Annotated in this window: 17 protein-coding genes; 5 read left to right on the top strand and 12 right to left on the bottom strand. The window is 70.1% G+C overall.

What is annotated here, in order from left to right:
• Window positions 1–6 precede the first annotated feature (6 nt).
• Window positions 7–852 (bottom strand): aldo/keto reductase, encoded by an 846-nt coding sequence (locus B0B14_RS01000; protein WP_076679566.1) that lies wholly within the window; start codon window positions 850–852, stop codon window positions 7–9.
• Between the two features lie 148 nt (window positions 853–1,000).
• A complete protein-coding gene (locus B0B14_RS00995; RefSeq protein ID WP_083710245.1) occupies window positions 1,001–1,801 on the bottom strand; it encodes a Cof-type HAD-IIB family hydrolase in 801 nt (266 codons plus the stop codon).
• A 69-nt stretch (window positions 1,802–1,870) separates the two neighbouring features.
• On the opposite strand from B0B14_RS00995, the gene B0B14_RS00990 reads away from it, so the two are divergent.
• Window positions 1,871–2,533, top strand: a complete 663-nt coding sequence (locus tag B0B14_RS00990) for a VOC family protein (RefSeq protein ID WP_076679565.1) — start codon at window positions 1,871–1,873, stop codon at window positions 2,531–2,533.
• Window positions 2,534–2,537: 4 nt separating this feature from the next.
• Here B0B14_RS00990 and B0B14_RS00985 read toward each other — a convergent pair whose 3' ends face one another.
• Entirely contained in the window at window positions 2,538–4,646 is a 2,109-nt protein-coding gene (locus B0B14_RS00985; protein ID WP_076679564.1) for a glucose PTS transporter subunit IIA, read from the bottom strand.
• A gap of 128 nt (window positions 4,647–4,774) precedes the next feature.
• On the opposite strand from B0B14_RS00985, the gene pgi reads away from it, so the two are divergent.
• Window positions 4,775–6,466 (top strand): glucose-6-phosphate isomerase, encoded by a 1,692-nt coding sequence (gene pgi, locus B0B14_RS00980; protein WP_076681192.1) that lies wholly within the window; start codon window positions 4,775–4,777, stop codon window positions 6,464–6,466.
• Window positions 6,467–6,479: 13 nt separating this feature from the next.
• On the opposite strand, the gene B0B14_RS00975 is transcribed toward pgi, so the two are convergent.
• From B0B14_RS00975 to B0B14_RS00960, 4 genes are all read right to left on the bottom strand, one after another.
• On the bottom strand, window positions 6,480–7,115 hold the full coding sequence (locus tag B0B14_RS00975) for a TetR/AcrR family transcriptional regulator (protein ID WP_083710244.1): 636 nt from the start codon (window positions 7,113–7,115) through the stop codon (window positions 6,480–6,482).
• 195 nt (window positions 7,116–7,310) lie between these two features.
• On the bottom strand, window positions 7,311–8,690 hold the full coding sequence (locus tag B0B14_RS00970) for an FtsX-like permease family protein (RefSeq protein WP_083710242.1): 1,380 nt from the start codon (window positions 8,688–8,690) through the stop codon (window positions 7,311–7,313).
• Window positions 8,687–9,427, bottom strand: a complete 741-nt coding sequence (locus B0B14_RS00965; protein ID WP_076681190.1) for an ABC transporter ATP-binding protein — start codon at window positions 9,425–9,427, stop codon at window positions 8,687–8,689. Before B0B14_RS00965 ends, B0B14_RS00970 begins: the two co-directional genes overlap by 4 nt.
• 75 nt (window positions 9,428–9,502) lie before the next feature.
• On the bottom strand, window positions 9,503–10,207 hold the full coding sequence (locus B0B14_RS00960) for a DUF899 family protein (protein ID WP_076679562.1): 705 nt from the start codon (window positions 10,205–10,207) through the stop codon (window positions 9,503–9,505).
• A gap of 72 nt (window positions 10,208–10,279) precedes the next feature.
• Here B0B14_RS00960 and B0B14_RS00955 point away from each other — a divergent pair, with 72 nt between their 5' ends.
• Window positions 10,280–10,891, top strand: a complete 612-nt coding sequence (locus B0B14_RS00955; protein ID WP_076679561.1) for a TetR/AcrR family transcriptional regulator — start codon at window positions 10,280–10,282, stop codon at window positions 10,889–10,891.
• A gap of 32 nt (window positions 10,892–10,923) precedes the next feature.
• Here the strand turns inward: B0B14_RS00955 and B0B14_RS00950 are convergent, their stop codons facing one another.
• The 5 genes from B0B14_RS00950 to B0B14_RS00930 all read right to left on the bottom strand — a co-directional run bounded on the left by B0B14_RS00950 (window position 10,924) and on the right by B0B14_RS00930 (window position 17,080).
• Entirely contained in the window at window positions 10,924–12,027 is a 1,104-nt protein-coding gene (locus B0B14_RS00950; RefSeq protein ID WP_256714204.1) for a LacI family DNA-binding transcriptional regulator, read from the bottom strand.
• Window positions 12,028–12,113: 86 nt separating this feature from the next.
• Window positions 12,114–13,967: a glycoside hydrolase family 3 protein gene (locus B0B14_RS00945; protein ID WP_076679559.1), complete on the bottom strand. Its 1,854-nt coding sequence runs from the start codon at window positions 13,965–13,967 to the stop codon at window positions 12,114–12,116.
• A gap of 19 nt (window positions 13,968–13,986) precedes the next feature.
• On the bottom strand, window positions 13,987–14,850 hold the full coding sequence (locus tag B0B14_RS00940; protein ID WP_076679558.1) for a carbohydrate ABC transporter permease: 864 nt from the start codon (window positions 14,848–14,850) through the stop codon (window positions 13,987–13,989).
• Between the two features lie 8 nt (window positions 14,851–14,858).
• On the bottom strand, window positions 14,859–15,815 hold the full coding sequence (locus B0B14_RS00935; RefSeq protein ID WP_076679557.1) for a carbohydrate ABC transporter permease: 957 nt from the start codon (window positions 15,813–15,815) through the stop codon (window positions 14,859–14,861).
• Window positions 15,812–17,080, bottom strand: a complete 1,269-nt coding sequence (locus B0B14_RS00930) for an extracellular solute-binding protein (protein ID WP_256714202.1) — start codon at window positions 17,078–17,080, stop codon at window positions 15,812–15,814. The genes B0B14_RS00935 and B0B14_RS00930 overlap by 4 nt, the downstream gene beginning before the upstream one ends.
• A gap of 290 nt (window positions 17,081–17,370) precedes the next feature.
• On the opposite strand from B0B14_RS00930, the gene B0B14_RS00925 reads away from it, so the two are divergent.
• Window positions 17,371–18,207 (top strand): aggregation-promoting factor C-terminal-like domain-containing protein, encoded by an 837-nt coding sequence (locus B0B14_RS00925; RefSeq protein WP_256714201.1) that lies wholly within the window; start codon window positions 17,371–17,373, stop codon window positions 18,205–18,207.
• Between the two features lie 140 nt (window positions 18,208–18,347).
• A complete protein-coding gene (locus B0B14_RS00920; protein ID WP_076679555.1) occupies window positions 18,348–18,623 on the top strand; it encodes a GlsB/YeaQ/YmgE family stress response membrane protein in 276 nt (91 codons plus the stop codon).
• Window positions 18,624–18,671: the final 48 nt, after the last annotated feature.

Here is an 18,671-nt window from a genome sequence, read left to right as displayed (position 1 = left end):
GGGCGATCACATCTCTTCGTGCGTGTCGGGATCGCCGTCCCACAGCCGGCCGCGTTCGAGCGCCGAGATCGCGTCGAGCTCGTCTTCGGTGAGCGCGAAGCCGAACACATCGGCGTTCTCGATCTGACGCTCGGCCGACGCGGACTTGGGGATCGGCGTCGAGTGCAGCTGCGTGTGCCAGCGCAGCACGACCTGCGTGGGGGTGACGTCGTTCGCCTCCGCCAGGTCGGCGATGACCCCCTCGTTGAGCAGCTCGGTGCGCCGCGCGAGCGGGCTCCAGCTCTCGGTGCGGATGCCGTGCTCGGCATGGAACGCCCGCAGCGCTGCCTGCGTGAAGTACGGGTGCAGCTCGACCTGATTGACGGCCGGGAACACACCGGTCTCGTCGACCAGGCGGACGAGCATGGCCTCGGTGAAGTTGGAGACGCCGATCGAGCGGACCGTGCCGCGCTTCTGGAGCTCGACCATCGCGCGCCACGTGTCGACGTACTTCCCGACGCTCGGGTTGGGCCAGTGGATGAGGTACAGGTCGATCCGGTCGAGGCCGAGGCGATCGAGGGATGCCGCAGAGCTCGCGAGCGTCTCGTCGTAGCCGTGATCGCGGCCGGGGATCTTGGTCGTGACGAGGAGGTCATCGCGGGCGATGCCGAGTCGCTCCCCGGCGCGGCGCACCGCGTCGCCGACCTCCGTCTCGTTCTCATAGTTCACCGCGGAGTCGAGGAGCCGATAGCCCGCTGCGATCGCGGAGACGATCGCCTCCGTGCCCTCCTCGCCGCGGAGGTTGTAGGTGCCGAGACCGAGTTCGGGAAAGGACGTTCCGTCGTTGAGCACGACGTCGGGGATGCTGACCATGCGTCCATCCTGGCCCGACATCCGTCGTCGCGGGTCCTGCCTTCGCGTCGAGGATGGAGGAGGACACGCCACGGCTGGCCCCACGACGCCGGGATCGGCCGGAAACTCCTACGGTTCTCGACGTCCGGCGCCGGGAGCCGGCGCCGGGTCAGTCGAGGAATGAGCGGATCGTCGTGAGCACGCCGTGCTCGCGGTTCGAGGGGGCCTGGAAGCGCGCCCGGGCGAGCACCTCGGGATGCGCGTTGGCCATCGCGTACGAGTGCCCGGCGGCATCGAGCAGCTCGAGGTCGTTGAGGTAGTCGCCGAACGCGGCGGTCTGCGACCTGTCGATCCCGAGCGCCCGCTGGAGGCGCTCGAGGGCGACGCCCTTGTTGACGCCGAGGTTCATGACGTCGATCCAGTGCTCGCCCGACACCACCACCTGGTGCCCGTCACGGAACTCCGCGAGCTCGGGCGCCGTCTGCTCGGCCGCACCGAAGTCGTAGACCGCCACCTTCAGCACCTGATCGTCGTGCGCGAGAAGGTCGTCGACGATCCGGAGCTTCTCGTAGTACTTCTCCGATTCGGCGCGGAAGGCGGCATCCGCCCGCTCGATGTAGGCGGACCTCTTGCCGCACACGACGACGCCGAGATCGCATCCGCGCGACACGAGTCCGCGGAGGTGGCCCACGAGCCGCGCCACGAACTCGGGGTCGAGCGCGTCGGAGCTGACCTCGGCGTCGCCGTGCACGACGTAGGCGCCGTTCTCGGCGATGTAGATCATCTCGTCGGCCGGGGCATCGGCGAACGCGGCCTGCAGCGTCGCGAGCTGGCGACCGCTCGACGGCGCGAACAGGATGCCGCGCTCATGCAGTTCGTCCAGGAGACCCCACAGCTCGTCGGGGATCCGCCCCTCGCCGTCGAGCAGCGTGCCGTCCATGTCGACGGCGATGAGCCGGATGTCGGTCATGGCACCTCCCCTGGGCTCCTTCCAGCCTAGGGATGTCGCGTGTCCGTCCCAGCCAGTACGGTGTCGCCCATGAGCCGCATGTCCGCGAAGCAGTTCCACGACCGACCCGGCGTCGAAGACTGGCGCGTGCTCTTCTGGGGCGCCTACGCGTTCTACACCGCGCCGTCCTTCCTCGCCGCCGCCGAGTTCGTCCGCGAGGTCGCCGAGGCCGCAGGAGATCATCCTCCCGACGTCGACCTGCGCCCCGAGGGGGTCACGATCCGCACGTTCACGCGGGCCGACGGATCCCTCGCCGAGGGCGATGCCGTGCTCGCCCGGCGCATCTCCGAGATCGCCCGCGAGCGCGGGCTCGTCGCGGATCCGTCACGCGTCCAGCAGATCGGCATCGCCGTGGCGCAGGGCGACGGGGTCGACACCCGTCCGTTCTGGACGGCCGTGACCGGCTACGAGGACCTCGAAGACGTCGACGCGATCGACCCGCTCCGTCGAGGACCCCACCTCTGGTTCCACGAGCTCGATCCGCCCCGGCCCGGCCGCGGCCGCACCCACATCGACGTCTCCGTGCCCGCCGATGTGATCGAGGAGCGCATCCGTGCCGCCGTGGCAGCGGGAGGCCGCATCGCCGACGACTCGAACGCACCGTCGTGGTGGATGCTGGCCTCCCCCGACAACCACGGGGTCGACGTCGCGGCGTGGCCCGACCGCGAGGACTTCGACGAAGAGGAGGGGTAGCGGCTCACGCCTCCTGTTCGACGGAGATGATCGGCGTCCCCGCCGTGACCTCGCCGAGCGCGATCGGATCGACCACCGAGAACTGCTCGGCGTTCAGCACGATGACCGGCGTGATGAGGGGATACCCCGCCTTGGTGATGATGTCGCGGTTGAAGGTCACGAGCGGCGTGCCGATCTCGACCCGGTCCCCGGCCTTCACCTTGACGTCGAAGCCTTCGCCCTTGAGGTTGACCGTGTCGATGCCCACGTGGATGAGCACTTCGACGCCGCCGTCGAGCACGATGCCGAACGCGTGCCCCGTGGGCTGCGCCGCAGCGATCGTGCCGGCGCCCGGCGCGTACACGGTGTCGCCCGACGGCTCGATCGCGACTCCCGGCCCCATGACCCCGCCCGCGAAGACGGGGTCGGGCACCTCCGACAGCGGCTTGACGACGCCGTCGAGGGGCGAGACGACCTGCAGGACGCGTTCGACGACGCCCGTCGCGACGGCCGTGGCCGCCGCGGCCACGCCGGTCGCAGCACCCGCCGAAGCGGCTCCCACGGCGGCCGAGCGGCTCGACGCGTCGTCGACCGTGTCGATCGTGCCGCCTTCGACGGCACCGACGGCGAGCTTCTCGCGATCGGCCTCGGCCACCAGCGCGAGCACCTCCGCCTTCTGCTCCTCCGTCTGGTATCCGGTGAAGAGGATCAGCAGCATCGAGGTGAAGAACGCCGCGAGCACCGCGATCGCGTAGAGGCCGATCGGGTTGAACGCAGGGATCGTCAGGAGCGACGTGAACACGAAGGCCTGCGTCGTGACGCCGTTCTCGAGGCCCATGAAGAGCGAGCCGAATCCGATGATCAGACCGCCGACGAGGCATCCGACCAGCATCCGGGGGTAGATCCGCTTGTACCTCAGATGGATGCCGTACAGCGACGGCTCGGAGATCCCGCCGAGGAGTCCCGCGGCGAGGGCACCCGTCGCCGTCTGCTTCATCGCGGCGTCGCGCTGGCGCCACGCGATGATGAGCACGGCGGCCGTGGCGCCGAAGCACGCGAAGTTCCAGGCGCCCATGGGGCCCTGGATGAAGTCGTAGCCGAGGTTCTGGATGTTCAGCAGCATGATTGCGTTGATCGGCCAGTGCAGCCCCAGCGGCACCATGAACGGGTAGGCCAGCGGGATGATGATCGCGAAGATGAACGGCGAGAAGCTGTTGATCGAGCTCAGGAGCTGGGCGAGCGCGGCGCCCGCGTAGACGCCGATGGGGCCGATGAGGAAGGCCGTCAGCGGGATCATGATGAGCATCGCGAGGAACGGCACGAAGATCAGCTGCACGTTGTCGGGGATGATCTTGCGCAGCAGCTTGTAGAGCGGGCCGAGCAGGGCCGCCATGAGCAGGGGCGGGAACACCTGCGAGCTGTAGTTGAAGACCGTGAGCGGGATGCCGAAGATCGGCACGACCGCCACCTGCGAGCCGAACACGTCCTGCGGCTGCACGCCCTCCGCGAGCCCGGTGAATCCGGGCAGCATGACGACGGCCATGATCGCGAACCCGACCCAGGGGTCGGCGCCGAGCTTCTTCGTCGCGTTGTACGCCACCATGAGCGGCAGGAACACGAACACGCACTGCCACATCAGGTTGACGAACTGCCACGAGACCGGGAGGTCGGTGCGCGGGTCGGCCCAGTTGCCGATCCACCCGAGCGACGAGGCCAGCGCCATGAACGTGATGAAGAACGACGCGCCCAGGAGCGCACCGAGGATGGGCCGGAACGAGTCCGACAGGAACTCGAAGAGCGAATCGAGCCACGCGACCTTGCCGCGCACGCCCTTGTTGCGCTCGGCGGCCTTCAGATCGGCATCCGACACCGACTTCGGGCCCGCCTTCATCGCCGGCAGCGCCATGATGTCGTTGTAGACGTTCTGCACGCCGCCGCCGATGACGACCTGGAACCGGTCACCGGCCTGCGGCACGGCGCCCATGACGCCGGGGATGGCTTCGACGACCTTCTGGTCGACACCGGACGCGTCGCGCAGCTGGAATCTCAGGCGCGTCGCGCAGTGGGTGAGGCTCTCGACGTTGCCGCCGCCTCCCACGCTCTCGAGGATCTTCTCCGCTGGACTCGATGACATCGCTGTTCCTCATTCCGTGTGCGGGCTGGGGCTCCTGTCCGGATGCTACCCGGCAACCCCGCGCCGGGGTAAGCCCTCCCCCGCGGAGTTCGTATGGTCTGACCACAAAGCACGCTACCGTGATCCTCATGAGTGCACCAGTGGATCCCACGACGACGGCCGCCTGGGCGGAGCTCTCCGCTCTCCGCGACTCCTTCTCCCCCGATCTGCGCGGCTGGTTCGCCTCCGATCCCGACCGCGCGGAGCGCCTCAGCCTCCCCCTCGCCGATCTGCACGTCGATCTGTCGAAGAACCTCGTCACCGACGACGTGCTGGCCGCTCTGGTGGCGCTGGCCGAGCAGTCGGGGGTCGCCGAGCGCCGCGACGCCATGTTCGCCGGCGAGCACATCAACACCACGGAAGACCGCGCCGTGCTGCACACCGCACTGCGTCGCCCGGCGGGCGCGTCGCCGTCGCTCATCGTCGACGGTCAGGACGTGGATGCCGACGTGCAGTCCGTGCTCGAGGCCATGACGGCCTTCGCCGAGCGCGTCCGCTCCGGCGAGTGGAAGGGCGTCACGGGCAAGAGGGTCGAGACCGTCGTCAACATCGGGATCGGCGGCTCGGACCTGGGCCCCGTCATGATCTACGAAGCGCTGCTGCCGTACGCCGACGCGGGCATCACGGCCCGATTCGTGTCGAACATCGACCCCACCGACATCGCGCAGAAGACCGCCGGGCTCGACCCCGAGACGACGCTGTTCATCGTGGCGTCCAAGACGTTCACGACGCTCGAGACCCTGACCAACGCGCGCCTGGCCCGCGACTGGCTCTGGGCGGGGCTCGAGGCATCCGGCGCCATCGACGGCTCGGAGGCGTCGAAGACGGATGCCGTCGCCCACCACTTCGTCGCGGTCTCGACGGCGCTCGACCGGGTCGCCGCGTTCGGCATCGACCCGGCGAACGCCTTCGGCTTCTGGGACTGGGTGGGCGGCCGCTATTCGGTCGATTCGGCGATCGGGCTGTCGCTGAAGATCGCCCTCGGCCCGGAGACGTTCCGCGAGCTGCTCGCCGGGTTCCACGCCGTCGACGAGCACTTCCGCACGACCCCGTTCGAGCGGAACGTGCCCGTCCTGATGGGCGTCCTGAACATCTGGTACACGAACTTCCTCGGTGCGCAGTCGCACGCCGTCCTGCCGTACGCGCAGCAGCTCCACCGGTTCGCGGCCTACCTGCAGCAGCTGACGATGGAGTCCAACGGGAAGTCCGTGCGCTGGGACGGCACCCCCGTCACGACCGGCACGGGCGAGGTCTTCTGGGGCGAACCGGGCACCAACGGGCAGCACGCGTTCTACCAGCTCATCCACCAGGGCACCCGGCTCATCCCGGCAGACTTCATCGGGTTCGTGAATCCCGCCTACCCGCTCCAGGACGACGGACGCGACGTGCACGGCCTGTTCCTGGCCAACTTCCTCGCGCAGACGAAGGCGCTCGCGTTCGGCAAGACGGCGGAGGAGGTCGAGGCCGAGGGCACGACCGGACCCCTCGTGGCGGCACGGACGTTCGCCGGCAACCGTCCGACGACGTCGATCTTCGCGTCGTCGCTGACTCCGCGCGTGCTGGGCGAGCTCGTGGCGCTGTACGAGCACATCACGTTCGTGCAGGGCGCGATCTGGGGCATCAACTCGTTCGATCAGTGGGGCGTCGAGCTCGGCAAGCAGCTCGCCCTCCAGATCGCTCCCGCGATCGAGGGTGACACCGCGGCGCTCGAGACCCAGGATGCCTCGACCCGCGCGCTGCTCGACTACTACCGGGCGCACCGCACCGTAGCCGGCTCGTGAGCCCGCCGAACGGTCAGTGCGCGAGCACGAGCTCGGCGAGGGAGCGTCGCAGCCACGACACGTACTGATCGTGGGTGAGACCTGCGACGCTCACGAGCTGGTCGTAGGTCTCCGCCATCGTGAGCAGCCACACGCCGGCCACCTGCTCGTCGATCGAGACGTCACCGCGGCGCACGCCGGCGCGGTCGAGCCCTTCGATCCAGGCCCGGTACTCGCGGCGCGCCCGGGCCATCGCGCTGTCCCACGCCGTGCGGAGCTCTTCGTCGGACGTGCGCGACCAGGCTCGCCAGAGCCTGTGCGACCCGGCGTTCCAGGCGGCCGTCGTGGCCACCAGCAGCTCCAGCGCCTCCCGCGGCGGCAGCGTCGGGGCCACCGCGATCAGGTCGTCCGCGGCGCCGTCGAGCGAGCCCGCCCCACCCGTGGCGCGCGAGCCCAGGGCGGCCTGGAAGAGCTCGGCCTTCGAGCCCAGACCCTGGAGGTAGGCGACCGAGACCCCCGCCGCCGCGGCGATCTGCGCCAGAGTCGTCGCTTCGAAGCCGTGTTCGCCGAACAGCGCCGCGGCCGTGTCGAACACGTGATCGCGTCGGAGCCGCGCGGATTCGCGTCGCCCGGAGGCGTCGTACGGCCGTGCTCTCTCGTGTGCGTCCACGCAGGGATGCTACCGATGTCGGCGTGGTCTCGGGCCGACCGAGATTCGATACCATGTGAGTACAGCGAATATTCGCCGGGGCAGGCTGTCCTCGACGGCACTCGGGGGTGATCCACTCGGGGGGCGTCGATCACACGTCGTCGAGTTCTTGTCACGGCCGCGGTGCGCTCATGGGGATGAGCGCACCGCGGCGACTCAGGCGGCCGCGCGGCGGATCGCGGTGACGAGCGGCGTGGTCGCGGCGAGGGCCAGGAGGACGAGTCCGAAGCCGACCGCGAAGGTCGCGGCGATCACGACGAGCGACATCGGCGAGACCAGCAGGGTGACTCCGACGATCGGGAGACTGAGCGTCGCGCCGAGCGCCGCGCCGCCGATGGCCGCCCAGCGCAGGGGCACCATGACCGTCATCCGACGGGCGCGCCGCAGCTCCTCCGGCGGGATGCCGAGTCGGTCCAGGCCCACGATGAGGTCGCGGTCCTCGAGGACGGCCGCGGCCTGCGTGACCCCGATCGAGGATGCCAGGAGGAGGAACCCGGCGCCGAGCGTCACGAGCACGCCGGTGCGGATGTCGGCGAAGATCACGGCATCCGCACCGGCACCGGCCATGTCGGCGATCGCCATCCCCACGCCGCCGACGACGGCGATGAACGCGATCATCGCGATGCCCGACACCCGTCGCCAGGCGGGGCCCGCGTGGGCGGCGAGCTCCCGGCCGGCGATCAGGCCCGAGGCGCTCTTCGCCCTCCGCGCGATCGAGCGCCCCCGCACGGCGACGATCGGCGTGCCGACGAGGTTGACGAGCGCCAGGGCTCCGGCGAAGAATCCGAGCAGCACGCCGACGGCGAGGGCGGGCCCGAGGAGCTCCCCGATCGCCCCGATGTTGGCGACGACGAGACCGATGACGACGAAGGCCGCCAGGCCGACGACGAGCGCGGCGATGCGGCGGGGCGGGGCATCGGTGCGCCGCCGCACGCCGAGCGGCGTGAGCTGGACGCGTCGCAGACCGGCGACCGCACTGACCGTGGCGAGGAGTGTGACGACGCCGACGACGATCGCGGCGATCGCCCATCCCGTCCAGACGGCACCGGGTCCGATCGGGCCTCCGAAGAACGGCAGAAGGCCGACGAGCGGCAGCAGTGTGAGGTAGAGCGCGACTCCCGCCAGCGCCCCGGCGAACGCGATGACGGATGCCTCGAGCACGGTGAGCGCCCCCACCTCACCGCTCGTGGCGCCCAGGAGGCGAAGGGTCGAGAGCCGGTCGTTGCGCCGACGGCTCGACAGCCGCGCGGCGGCCGCTCCGAGCGTCAGCACCGGGACGGCGAGAAGGAGGAGCGCCAGGACGCTGAGGATCGCATACAGGTACTCGAACTCGCCGGCCGCCTGCGTGAGGAACATCCGCGTGCCGCCGACGACCGTCAGCAGCAGCGCCGTCGTCACCGCGAAGGCGACGAGCGGCAGCGCGATGGCGGCACGCCCCTGGCGACCGGGTCGGCTGAGGAGTGCGGTCAGGGTGATGACGCGCCGCAGACGCGACGCCGTCGGCGCCGCGCCGGGTGCCGCGAGCAGGGAGGTCATCGTGCGCCCTCCGCGAACTGCGGCGCGGCTTCACGCAGGCTCTCGCCCACGATGCGTCCGTCGCGCATGTGCAGCACACGATCGCAGCGGGCGGCGACATCGGGATCGTGCGTCACGACGACCAGCGACCGGCCCTGGCCCGTCGTGGCGCGCAGGAGCGCGACGAGCACCTCGGACGACGTCGTGGAGTCGAGCGATCCGGTCGGCTCGTCGGCGAACACGATCGGCGCGCCCGTCACCTGTGCCCGCGCGATCGCGACGCGCTGCGCCTGACCGCCGGAGAGCTGGCCGATGCGCCGATCCTCCATTCCGGCCAGTCCGAGGGCGGCGAGCCAGGCCTGCGCGTGGGCTTCGGCCGAGCCGCGCGGGTGTCCGAGCAGCAGCAGCGGCAGCGCCGCGTTCTCCAGCGCCGTGAGCTCGGGGAGGAGGAGATGATCCTGGAACACGAAGCCCAGGTGCGTGCGACGCACCGCAGACCGCTCATCCTCCGACATCCCCACCAGCTCCAGGGGAGCGCCTCCAGGCACCCAGAGGCGCACCGATCCGGCATCCGGCGCGAGCACGGCGGCGAGACAGTGCAGCAGCGTCGTCTTGCCCGAGCCCGAGGCGCCCATCACGGCGACCGACTCCCCTGCCCTGATCGCGACGTCCACGCCCGCGAGAGCGACGAGCTCTCCGTAGCGTTTGACGAGACCGGATGCCGCGAGCGCGGCGGGAGCGGGAAGAGCGGAGTTCATGCTTCCAGCCTCGTGCGTGCCGGCGACGGGGTCGTCGGCCGCGAGAGGTATCGGCATCCGCCGGAGGGATGATCCTCAATCGCGGTGGTGCGCACCCGCCCCGTAGAGCTCGGCGACCTTCTGCGAGCTGAACCACTTCTCGCCGGGGTCGCCCTGGGGCCATCCCTCCGGCGAATCCTGCCAGGCCTCCTCGCGTCCGTACGGAAGGAGATCGATCAGGGCGAACTCGTGGGAGAGCTGCTCGGTGCCGCGTCCGTCGGTGTGCCAGGTGCGGTACACGGTGTCGCCGTCGCGCAGGAAGACGTTGACGGCGAAGCCTGCTCCCGGAGGGGCGCCCATGTCGGCGCCGAACGGGCTGTCGGCGGTGGAGTACCAGTCCATGCGGTTGCCGACCTTCTCCTTGTACGCGAGAGCCTCGTCGATGGGCCCCTGCGTCACGATCACGAACCGCGCGTCGTACGGCTCGAGGAATCCCAGGCGGGTGAACTGCGCCGTGAAGCCCGTGCACCCTCCGCACTGCCAGTCCTTGCCCTCGAACCACATGTGGCTGTAGGTGATCAGCTGCGTCCTGCCCTCGAAGACGTCGACCAGCCGCACCGGGCCGTCGGCACCGACGAGCGTGTAGTCGGGGAGCTCCACCATCGGCAGTCGACGGCGCTGTGCGGCGATGGCGTCGAGCTCGCGGGTGGCGGCCTTCTCGCGCACCCGGAGCTCGGCGAGCTCGCGGCGCCACGTCTCGGCGTCCGCGACGGGCGGGAGCGGGCGTTCGGTCGTGTCCATGAGGCCTCCTGAGATGGGCAGCTCCGGCGTGATATGTTCACACTGTACACATCGGCACGGAGGAGTCAAGGGATGTCGCAGCCGCCGCGGGAGGACCGCGCGACTTACCACCACGGCAATCTGCGCGACGCCCTCATCGGCGCAGGCCTCGAGCTGACCCGGACCGGAGGGCGCGACGCGCTCGTCCTTCGCGATGTCACGCGTCGCGTGGGCGTCTCCCCCAATGCGGCCTATCGGCACTTCGGTGATCTCGAGGCCCTCCGGGCTGCAGTCGCCGCCCGAGTGCAGGAGGGGGCGACGGATCGCATGCGGGCCCTGACGACGGATGCCGCGACCGGTCGAGGCCTGCTGCGCGCCGTCGGGCTGGGGTACATCTCGTTCGCCGTGGCGGAGCCCGGATGGTTCGATGTCGCCTTCGGCGACGCGCACGCCCGGCCGGACGACTCGGGAGCCCTCCCCGCGCCGCTGACGGCCCTCGTGGCAGCCCTCGACGCGCTCGTCGCCGACGGCGACCTCGCCGCGTCCGCGCGGCCGGGCGCCGAGTGGCCGTGCTGGTCGGCCGTGCACGGCTTCGCGCTCCTCGCCCTCCGCGGCCCCCTGCGCTTCGTCTCCGACGACGAACGACGCATCGCCGCCGAGCGCACGGTCGACACCGTGATCGAGGGCCTGCTCGCCGCCTCGTAGCGGGGCGACGTCGGTGCTAACCGGCCTCGGTGCTACCCGGCGTCGGAGCAGCCGCAGCTGCGGCGGAGCACGACCTTGGTGCCGATCCGCGCCACCACCGGAGCATCCGACCCCGGTCCGCGCGAATCGAGGAGGAGTCGGGCCGCCGTTCGACCCATGGCCTCCAATGGCTGGCGCACGGTCGTCAGCGTCGGCGTCGAGAGTCGACCCGCCAGGATGCCGTCGAAGCCCGTCACGATCACATCGTCCGGCACGCGCAGCCCGTGGACCGCGAGGAGGTCGAGCAGGGGCAGGGCGAGCTGGTCGCTGGCGCACACCAGCACCCGCGGCAGCGTCCCGTCGCGCAGCGCCGCCAGGACCGGCGTGTAACCCAGGTCCTCCCCGAGCAGGCTGTCGTCGAACGGGGTGTCGGGCGTGCGGATGCCGAAGTCGGCGAGCGTTTCGCGATAGGCCTCGAACCGCTCACGGTAGTCGGCCACCCGCACCGCGCCGATGAAGGCGAAGTCGGACGCGCCGTGATCGCGCACGAGGTGTGTGACGAGCTCGCGCATGCCCCCGGCGTTGTCGGCGAGCACGCGATGGTGACCGTCGCCGGCGGGCGGCGTGCTGAAGAGCACGATCGGCATCTTGAGCGTCACCTGCGCGAGCGACACGGCCGCCGACGGCCCGGGGAAGATCGCCAGTCCGTCCACGCGGCCGGCCGACTCCGCGACCGCCGTGGTCGTGTCGCTGCCGCTGCTGATCATCACGGGTCGGCCGGCCGCGCGGCACTCCAGCTCGAAGCCGCGCTGCACTTCGTCGACGTAGAGGGGGAACGCGCGGGGATCCACCAGGTAGTCGCCACTGGCGTCGTCCCACGGCACGAACGACTCCCCCGGCGGCAGCGACACGCCCCGCGGCGCCGTGACCGTCCCGTCCGGCTCGCGCCCCTGCGGGCGGTCGATGAGCAGGTCGAACGAGTGCAGGCCCAGAGCACCGGTGCGTCCGCGCGCCAGACCGCGCGCAGCCGCACTGGGCATGTAGCCCAGCTCGCGGGCGGCGACCAGGACGCGCTCTCGGGTCTTGTCGCTGATCTGGTCGGGCCGGGAGAACGCGAACGACACCGTCGCGATCGAGACGTTCGCACGTGCCGCCACGTCGTAGACGGTCGGCCGTCGAGCATCCATCGGTTCGGAACTCCCCTGTCGTGCCTTCCGCGTCATGGCGAACAGACCTCGCGAGCCTAGCCGAGTCGGATGCCGTGATGGAGGGGATACACGGGATCCGCCGTGTCGGAGGGCTCGTCCTCCCGCGACGCCCGCACGGCGTCCATCGACCGGGGGATCTCCACGGGCAGCGCCCCCTGCGGGGGGACGGCGCCCGTGAGCGCGTCGAGCACGGCGGCGTCCGAGCTGCCGTAGTCGACCGCCAGCGCCGAGACGAACGGCACGAGCGGGGTGAGGATGGCCGGCCGGTCGAGGGTGACGATCACGATGAGCGGGCACTGCTCGGCGATGCGGCGCAGGCGGTGCACGAGACCGGGTCGGAACTCGAGGGAGCCTTGGTGGAACCACGCCTCGAGGAACAGATCGTCGCGGGGCTCGAACGGCGCGCCGAGGCGGACGATCGCCACATCGGCGTCCGCGGGCGACTCCACCGCTTGCGCGCGGTCGCCGAGGCTCTCCAGACTCAGATTCTCGGTGTACACCGCGGGGGCCTCCCCCGCGGCGAGGAGCGGGAGGATCGGCGCTCCGTCGACGACCGCGTTCTCCAGGAGGGTGACGGATGCCGCCTGCGCGCGCCGTCCGGCTGCCCGGAAGTCCGCACGGCCGACGATCTCCTCGGCCGCATCCTCGTCGACGAACGGGTCGTCGAAGAGACCCAGCCGGAACTTCACCAGCAGAAGACGTCGCACGGAGACATCGATCCGCTCTTCGCTCACCCGCCCCTGGGCCACGAGGTCGAGGAGAAGGTCGACGCACTCCTCGCCGCCGAACTGGTCGGCACCGGCATCCAGGATCTTCTCGATGCGCTCGCTCGGCGAGAGAGTCTCGACGCCCCACGCACGCGCGGGCAGCACCTGATCGCCGACATGGTTGTCGTTCACCAGCTCCCAATCGGTGACGACGACGCCGTCGTAGCCGAGCTCTTCGCGGAGGAGGGTCGTGATGATGGCCCGGTTGTAGCCGAAGCCGACCTCTTCGATCGGCTCGCCGTCTCGCACGAGTCCCACCGGCATGCCGTAGTACGGCATGATCGCGGCGGTGCCGCAGCGGATCGCCTCGCGGAACGGGATGAGGTGGTAGTCGAACATGCCCGCGGGGTAGACCTGTTCGCGCCCGTACGGGAAGTGCGCGTCCTCGCCGTCCTTCTGCGGTCCGCCTCCGGGGAAGTGCTTCGTCGTGCAGGCGACGCTCGCCGACCCGAGCTCGTCGCCCTGGAAGCCCGCGAGGTAGGCGGCCGTGTACTCCGCGACGCGCTCGGCGTCGTGGCCGAGGGACTGCGCCTGGCGGCCCCACCGCGGTTCGGTGGCGAGGTCGATCTGCGGATGCAGCGCCGCCCGGATGCCGACGGCCAGGTACTCCTGCCGCGCGATGTCGGCGAACTCGCGGATCGCGTCGAGGTCGTCGAGGGCGGCGAGACCCATCGGCTCGGGCCACTGCGAGAACGGCCCGGCCGAGAACGCGACGCCGGAGTTCTCGACGAACGCGTGCCGGGGATCGGTGCTGATGGTGACGGGGATGCCGTGCGGAGTGGTCTCCGCGAGGCGCTGGAGCGCGTTGTTCCACTGTGCCGCCTGCCGCGCCGTGCGGATGTGGTGCACGTTGAAGTGGTTCATGTTCTTGCCGACGACCACGTCGGTGGTCGGCGACTTCGAGATGCGACCGGGTGCCTCGAGGAGCTCGCCGTCGTCGCCGACCTCGATGACGGTCTGGAACATGAGCCCGACCTTCTCGGCGAGGCTGAGGCGCGGCAGCAGATCATCGGTGCGCTCCTGCGGCGACAGCCGCGGGTCTTCGAACGGATCGAGGACGCCGTTGCCGTTGAGATCGCGGTAGGCCGTGCCGTCGGGCGCGGTGCGGGAGGACGAGGTCATTCGGGTCCTTTCGGAGGAATCACTTGAGGCCCGCTGTGGCGATGCCCTGGATGAAGTAGCGCTGCAGGAGCACGAACAGGGCCAGGATGGGCGCGATCACCAGGACCGAGCCGGCGAGCAGCAGACCGTAGTTGGTCGCGTTCTGCCCCGTCGAGTAGAGCGAGAGCGCGACGGGCAGCGTGTACATCGACTCCGTCTGGGCGGCGACGAGCGGCCAGAGGAAGTTGTTCCACGACGTGAGGAACGTCAGGATCGCGAGGGTCGCCAGGGGCGGACCGCACAGCGGCATGACGATGCGCGAGAAGATGCGGAACTCGCCTGCGCCGTCGATGCGGGCGGCCTCGATGAGGGCATCCGGGATCCCCTTCATGAACTGCCGCATCAGGAACACGCCCAGCGGCGCCGTGATGAAGGGGAGGATGAGCGCCGCGTAGCTGTTCACGAGGCCGAGCCGGGAGACCATCACGAACAGGGGGACGAACGTGACGACGCCCGGCACCATGAGCGTGATCATCACGACCGCGAACAGGATCTTCTTCCCGGGGAAGTCCATCTTCGCCAGGGCGTAGCCGACCATGGAGCAGAACACGAGGTTTCCGACCACCGTGACGACCGCGACGATCAGGCTGTTCGCGAAGAACGTGCCGAAGTCGAGCGGGCCGAACCACTGCGCGAAGTTGTCGAGCGTCGGGTTCTCCGGCAGCCAAGTGGGCGGACGCTGGAGGATCTCGGCCTGCGTCTTGAGCGATCCGAGCGCCATCCAGGCGAAGGGGACCAGCCAGACCAGCAGGCCGACGGTCAGCACGATGTAGGAGATCGCGCGGCCCGAGAGGCGCCGACGCGGTGGGCGACAGAGTGCGGGAGGTGCGGTTGTCGTGGACATGGCGCCCCTCAATCCTGTGAACGCAGCAGCCGGAACTGCGCGAGGCTGATCAGTGCGATCGCAAGGAACAGCACATAGCTGGCCGCCGACGCGAGTCCGTACTCGCCGAAGCCGAACTGCTGGTACGTGTAGTACGCGACCGACAGGGTGGAATCGAGCGGGCCGCCCTTGGTCATGACGAACGCCTCCTCGAAGAACTGCAGGTAGCCCACCGAGATGAGGATCGCGCCGAGCAGCAGCGTGGGACGCAGCAGCGGGAGGGTCACGGAGCGCATGCGGCGCAACGCGCCGGCGCCGTCCATGATCGCGGCTTCCTTGACCTCTTCGGGGATCGCCTGAAGCCCGGCGAGGAAGATCACCATCAGCGTGCCGACGTTGCGCCAGACCGCCATCAGGATGAGCGAGGGCAGGGCCCACTGCGTGTCGTTGAGCCAGTTCGGACCCTGGATGCCGATGAGGGCGAGGGCGCCGTTGAGCAGCCCGTCGGGCTGCAGGATGTAGCGCCAGACGACGGCTACGGCGACGATGCTCGTGACGACCGGGGCGTAGAAGCCGACACGGAGGAATGAGACGAACCTGCCCTTGCTCATGTTCAGCGCGAGGGCCAGGGCGAGGGCGACCGCCATCGTCACCGGGATGCCGACGATCACGAACAGTCCCGTGACGCCGAGCGATGTGAGGAAGCGCTGATCGCCGAAGAGGGCGACGTACTGATCGAGGCCGGCGAAGTTCACGGCGAACGGGGTCTGGATGTCGCGCGCCGTGAAGTCGGTGAACGACATCGCGAACGACCCGACCAGGGGCACGATCATGAAGACCGCGAACACGGCGACGAACGGCAGGCAGAACAGCCAGGCGACGACGCCCTGCCGCTGACGGCGGCGCGAGCGGCGCGGGGCGCCGCCGGGGGAACCGGAACGCGTGCGCGTTCCGGTTCCCGCCAGAACGGAGGTGGTCACCGTCATCCCATCCCGATGGCGTCCGCCTTGGACTGGAGCTCGGTCAGAGCATCCTGGACCGAGGTCTGGCCGCGACGGATCAGTTCGAGAGCCTGGTCGGCGGCCGCGGCGACCTGCACCCACGTCGTGGTCACGGGCGTCGGACGGGCCGTCTCGAGCTGCGTGCCGAATGTCGCGAGGTCCTCGTCAGCGGTGAGGGCGGGGTCGTCCCACGCAGACTGGGTCGAAGGCAGGTCGCCGGAGGTCTCCCACCACGAGACCTGGGTCTCGGGCTGCGTCAGCCACTGAGCCAGCTTCCATGCGGAGCGCTGGTTGTCGCCGTTCTCGAAGACGACGAGGTTGGCCCCGCCGCTGAAGGAGACGGACGAGTCCTTCGCGGGGACGACCGCAGTGGCGTACTTGTCCTCGAAGCCCTCGCCGCCGAGCGTCGCCAGCTGGCTGCGCATGAACGGTCCGTCGATGAGCATCGGCGTGCTGCCGTCGACGAACGCCGCCTCCTGCGCACCGGACGAGATGTCGGCGTTCGCGTCGGCGAGTCCCTCGGTGTAGAAGCTCTGGTAGTACTCGTAGGCCTCGACCATCTCGGGTGTGTCCAGCGTCCAGGCGTCGCCGTCGGTGACGTCTCCGCCGTTGGACCACGGCATCCACAGGGTCCCCTGGAACGAGTCGTTGCCCGCCGGCAGGCGCATGCCGAACTCGGCGCCCGCCTGGGTCTTGTAGTCGGACGCCAGCTGCTTCAGTTCGTCCCACGTCGCTGGAGCGGCATCCCAGCCGGCCTCGGCGGCCAGGTCGGTGCGGTAGTAGAGGACGCGCGTGTCCACGTACCACGGCACGCCGACCGTCCGATCGGCGACCTCGTTGGTCGTCATCGATCCGTCGAAGAAGTCCTCGGTCGACAGGTCGGTGGGGACGCTGGTGAACGCGTCGGTGAAGTCGGCCATCCACGTCGAGCCGACCATTGCGAGGTCGGGGGTGTTGCCGGCCGCGATGGCGGTCTGGAACTTGTTGTAGGCGGCGTCCCAGGGGATCGCCGTGACCTCGATCTCGACGTCAGGGTTCGCCTCTTCGAACTCCTTCACGAACTCGGGGAGCAGTTCGCCCTCCGTGCCCATCGCCCACATCGTCAGCGTGCCCGTGGCGGGTTCGGATCCGATCGTCGTCGCGGCTCCGGCATCCGGAGTCTCGGCGTCATCCGCTCGTCCGCAGCCGGTCAGGGTGATGGCGAGAGCCACGACTCCCGCGACGGCCCCGAGCTGTGTTGTCTTCTTCACGTGTTCCTCCTCGAACGACCCCATCGCAGGGGTTCCGCGCTTCTTATGCGCTTAAGATACGGACACCGAGAGTGTGTCACAGGGCCGGGAGGAGCGCAACCGCGCCCGGCTCCCCTGCACTCACGGCGCCAGCCCTGCCGACCCGCCTCTCATGCTTCTGCCAGGACAACCCGGGGTTTCGTCCAGACGAGCCCCGCAGACTCGGGGACTTGTGCCGCCCCTCGTACCCGACGAGGAAGCCCGCCGCGCGGGCGGCGGCACGGACTCACCCGAAGGATCCACGCTCTCCGATGACTTCCTCGCGCGCCCCTCGCACCGCCCGCCCTTCCACCGCACGCCGCTTCGCCCGCCCGTCCGTGGCGCTCGGAATCGTCGCGGGCCTCGTCCTGTCGACCGCCGCCACGGCGGTCGCCGCATCCGGCATCCAGCCCCAGGCTGTGCCCATCGCGTCCATCACCGACCAGGCGCGGGCGACTCTCTCGGAGGCGCGCGTGGCCGTGGCCGCCGCCGACGTCGTTGTCGACGACGTGACCGCGTCCGGACTCGTGCTGGACACCGCCGACACGACGATCGACACCGCCGACCTCGTCGCCGCCATCGACGATCTGGCGACGATCGAGGTCATGCCGCTGTTCCTCCTCCCCGACGTCGTCGAGACCGCGGCCGATGAGACGGCAGAGGTGGTGGCCGAGACGCAGGCTCTCCGCGGCGCGCTGGACACCGCCGTCGCCGAGAAGAAGGCGGCCGAGGAGGCCGCGGCAGCCGCCGAGCAGGCGCGCCTCGAAGCCGAGGCCGCCGCGGCGGCCCTCGCCGCCGCCAACACGGTCGAGGGCGCCCAGGCCACGGCGGCCCGCATGGCGGCCGAGCGCGGGTGGGGATCCGGCGAGCTCTCGTGCCTCGTGTCGCTCTGGAACCGCGAGTCGGGGTGGGACTACCAGGCCTACAACGACTTGAGCGGCGCGACCGGCATCCCGCAGTCGCTGCCGGGCGACAAGATGGCGAGCGCCGGCGCGGACTGGCAGACCAACGCCACGACGCAGATCATCTGGGGCCTGGACTACATCGCCCGCGGATACGGTTCGCCGTGCGGCGCGTGGGGGCACTCGCAGGCGACCGGCTGGTACTGAATCCGGCCGCACACACAACCGAACGACCCGTGTCAACCCCCCGGTGTGGATTAGGGGGCGGGAGCAATGTGGACGAGCATTGCGAGTCGGCATCGGCACAACCGGTGCTGCATACCCGTGAACGAAAGGGACACACCACCATGGGCTTCTTCGGATTTCTTCTGCTCGGCCTCATCGCCGGCGCCATCGCAAAGCTGATCCTCCCCGGCAAGCAGGGCGGCGGCTGGTTCATCACGCTGCTGCTCGGCGTCGTCGGCGCACTCCTGGGCGGATGGCTCGGCAGCGTGCTCTTCAACGCCCCGCTCGAGGAGTTCTTCTCGATCCAGACGTGGCTGCTCGCGATCGGCGGCTCGATCATCGTGCTGCTGGTCTACGGCCTCCTCGTGGGACGCAAGGGCAAGTCCGTCCGGTCCTGACACGGCCGCGGCAACGACGCCGCGCACGGATCCCGCAGCGCACTCGCG

It is taken from the genome of Microbacterium sp. RU33B (assembly GCF_900155915.1).
Lineage (GTDB): Bacteria > Actinomycetota > Actinomycetes > Actinomycetales > Microbacteriaceae > Microbacterium.
This window is presented reverse-complemented; position numbering and strand designations above follow the sequence as displayed.

Coding starts and splice junctions, on each gene's coding strand:
- B0B14_RS00945 (WP_076679559.1), bottom strand. CDS start 13,967: ATGACCTCGTCCTCCCGCACCGCGCCCGACGGCACGGCCTACCGCGAT.
- pgi (WP_076681192.1), top strand. CDS start 4,775: ATGAGTGCACCAGTGGATCCCACGACGACGGCCGCCTGGGCGGAGCTC.
- B0B14_RS00990 (WP_076679565.1), top strand. CDS start 1,871: ATGAGCCGCATGTCCGCGAAGCAGTTCCACGACCGACCCGGCGTCGAA.
- B0B14_RS00995 (WP_083710245.1), bottom strand. CDS start 1,801: ATGACCGACATCCGGCTCATCGCCGTCGACATGGACGGCACGCTGCTC.
- B0B14_RS00935 (WP_076679557.1), bottom strand. CDS start 15,815: ATGACGGTGACCACCTCCGTTCTGGCGGGAACCGGAACGCGCACGCGT.
- B0B14_RS00940 (WP_076679558.1), bottom strand. CDS start 14,850: ATGTCCACGACAACCGCACCTCCCGCACTCTGTCGCCCACCGCGTCGG.
- B0B14_RS00960 (WP_076679562.1), bottom strand. CDS start 10,207: ATGGACACGACCGAACGCCCGCTCCCGCCCGTCGCGGACGCCGAGACG.
- B0B14_RS00965 (WP_076681190.1), bottom strand. CDS start 9,427: ATGAACTCCGCTCTTCCCGCTCCCGCCGCGCTCGCGGCATCCGGTCTC.
- B0B14_RS00985 (WP_076679564.1), bottom strand. CDS start 4,646: ATGTCATCGAGTCCAGCGGAGAAGATCCTCGAGAGCGTGGGAGGCGGC.
- B0B14_RS00955 (WP_076679561.1), top strand. CDS start 10,280: ATGTCGCAGCCGCCGCGGGAGGACCGCGCGACTTACCACCACGGCAAT.
- B0B14_RS00925 (WP_256714201.1), top strand. CDS start 17,371: ATGACTTCCTCGCGCGCCCCTCGCACCGCCCGCCCTTCCACCGCACGC.
- B0B14_RS00920 (WP_076679555.1), top strand. CDS start 18,348: ATGGGCTTCTTCGGATTTCTTCTGCTCGGCCTCATCGCCGGCGCCATC.
- B0B14_RS01000 (WP_076679566.1), bottom strand. CDS start 852: ATGGTCAGCATCCCCGACGTCGTGCTCAACGACGGAACGTCCTTTCCC.
- B0B14_RS00970 (WP_083710242.1), bottom strand. CDS start 8,690: ATGACCTCCCTGCTCGCGGCACCCGGCGCGGCGCCGACGGCGTCGCGT.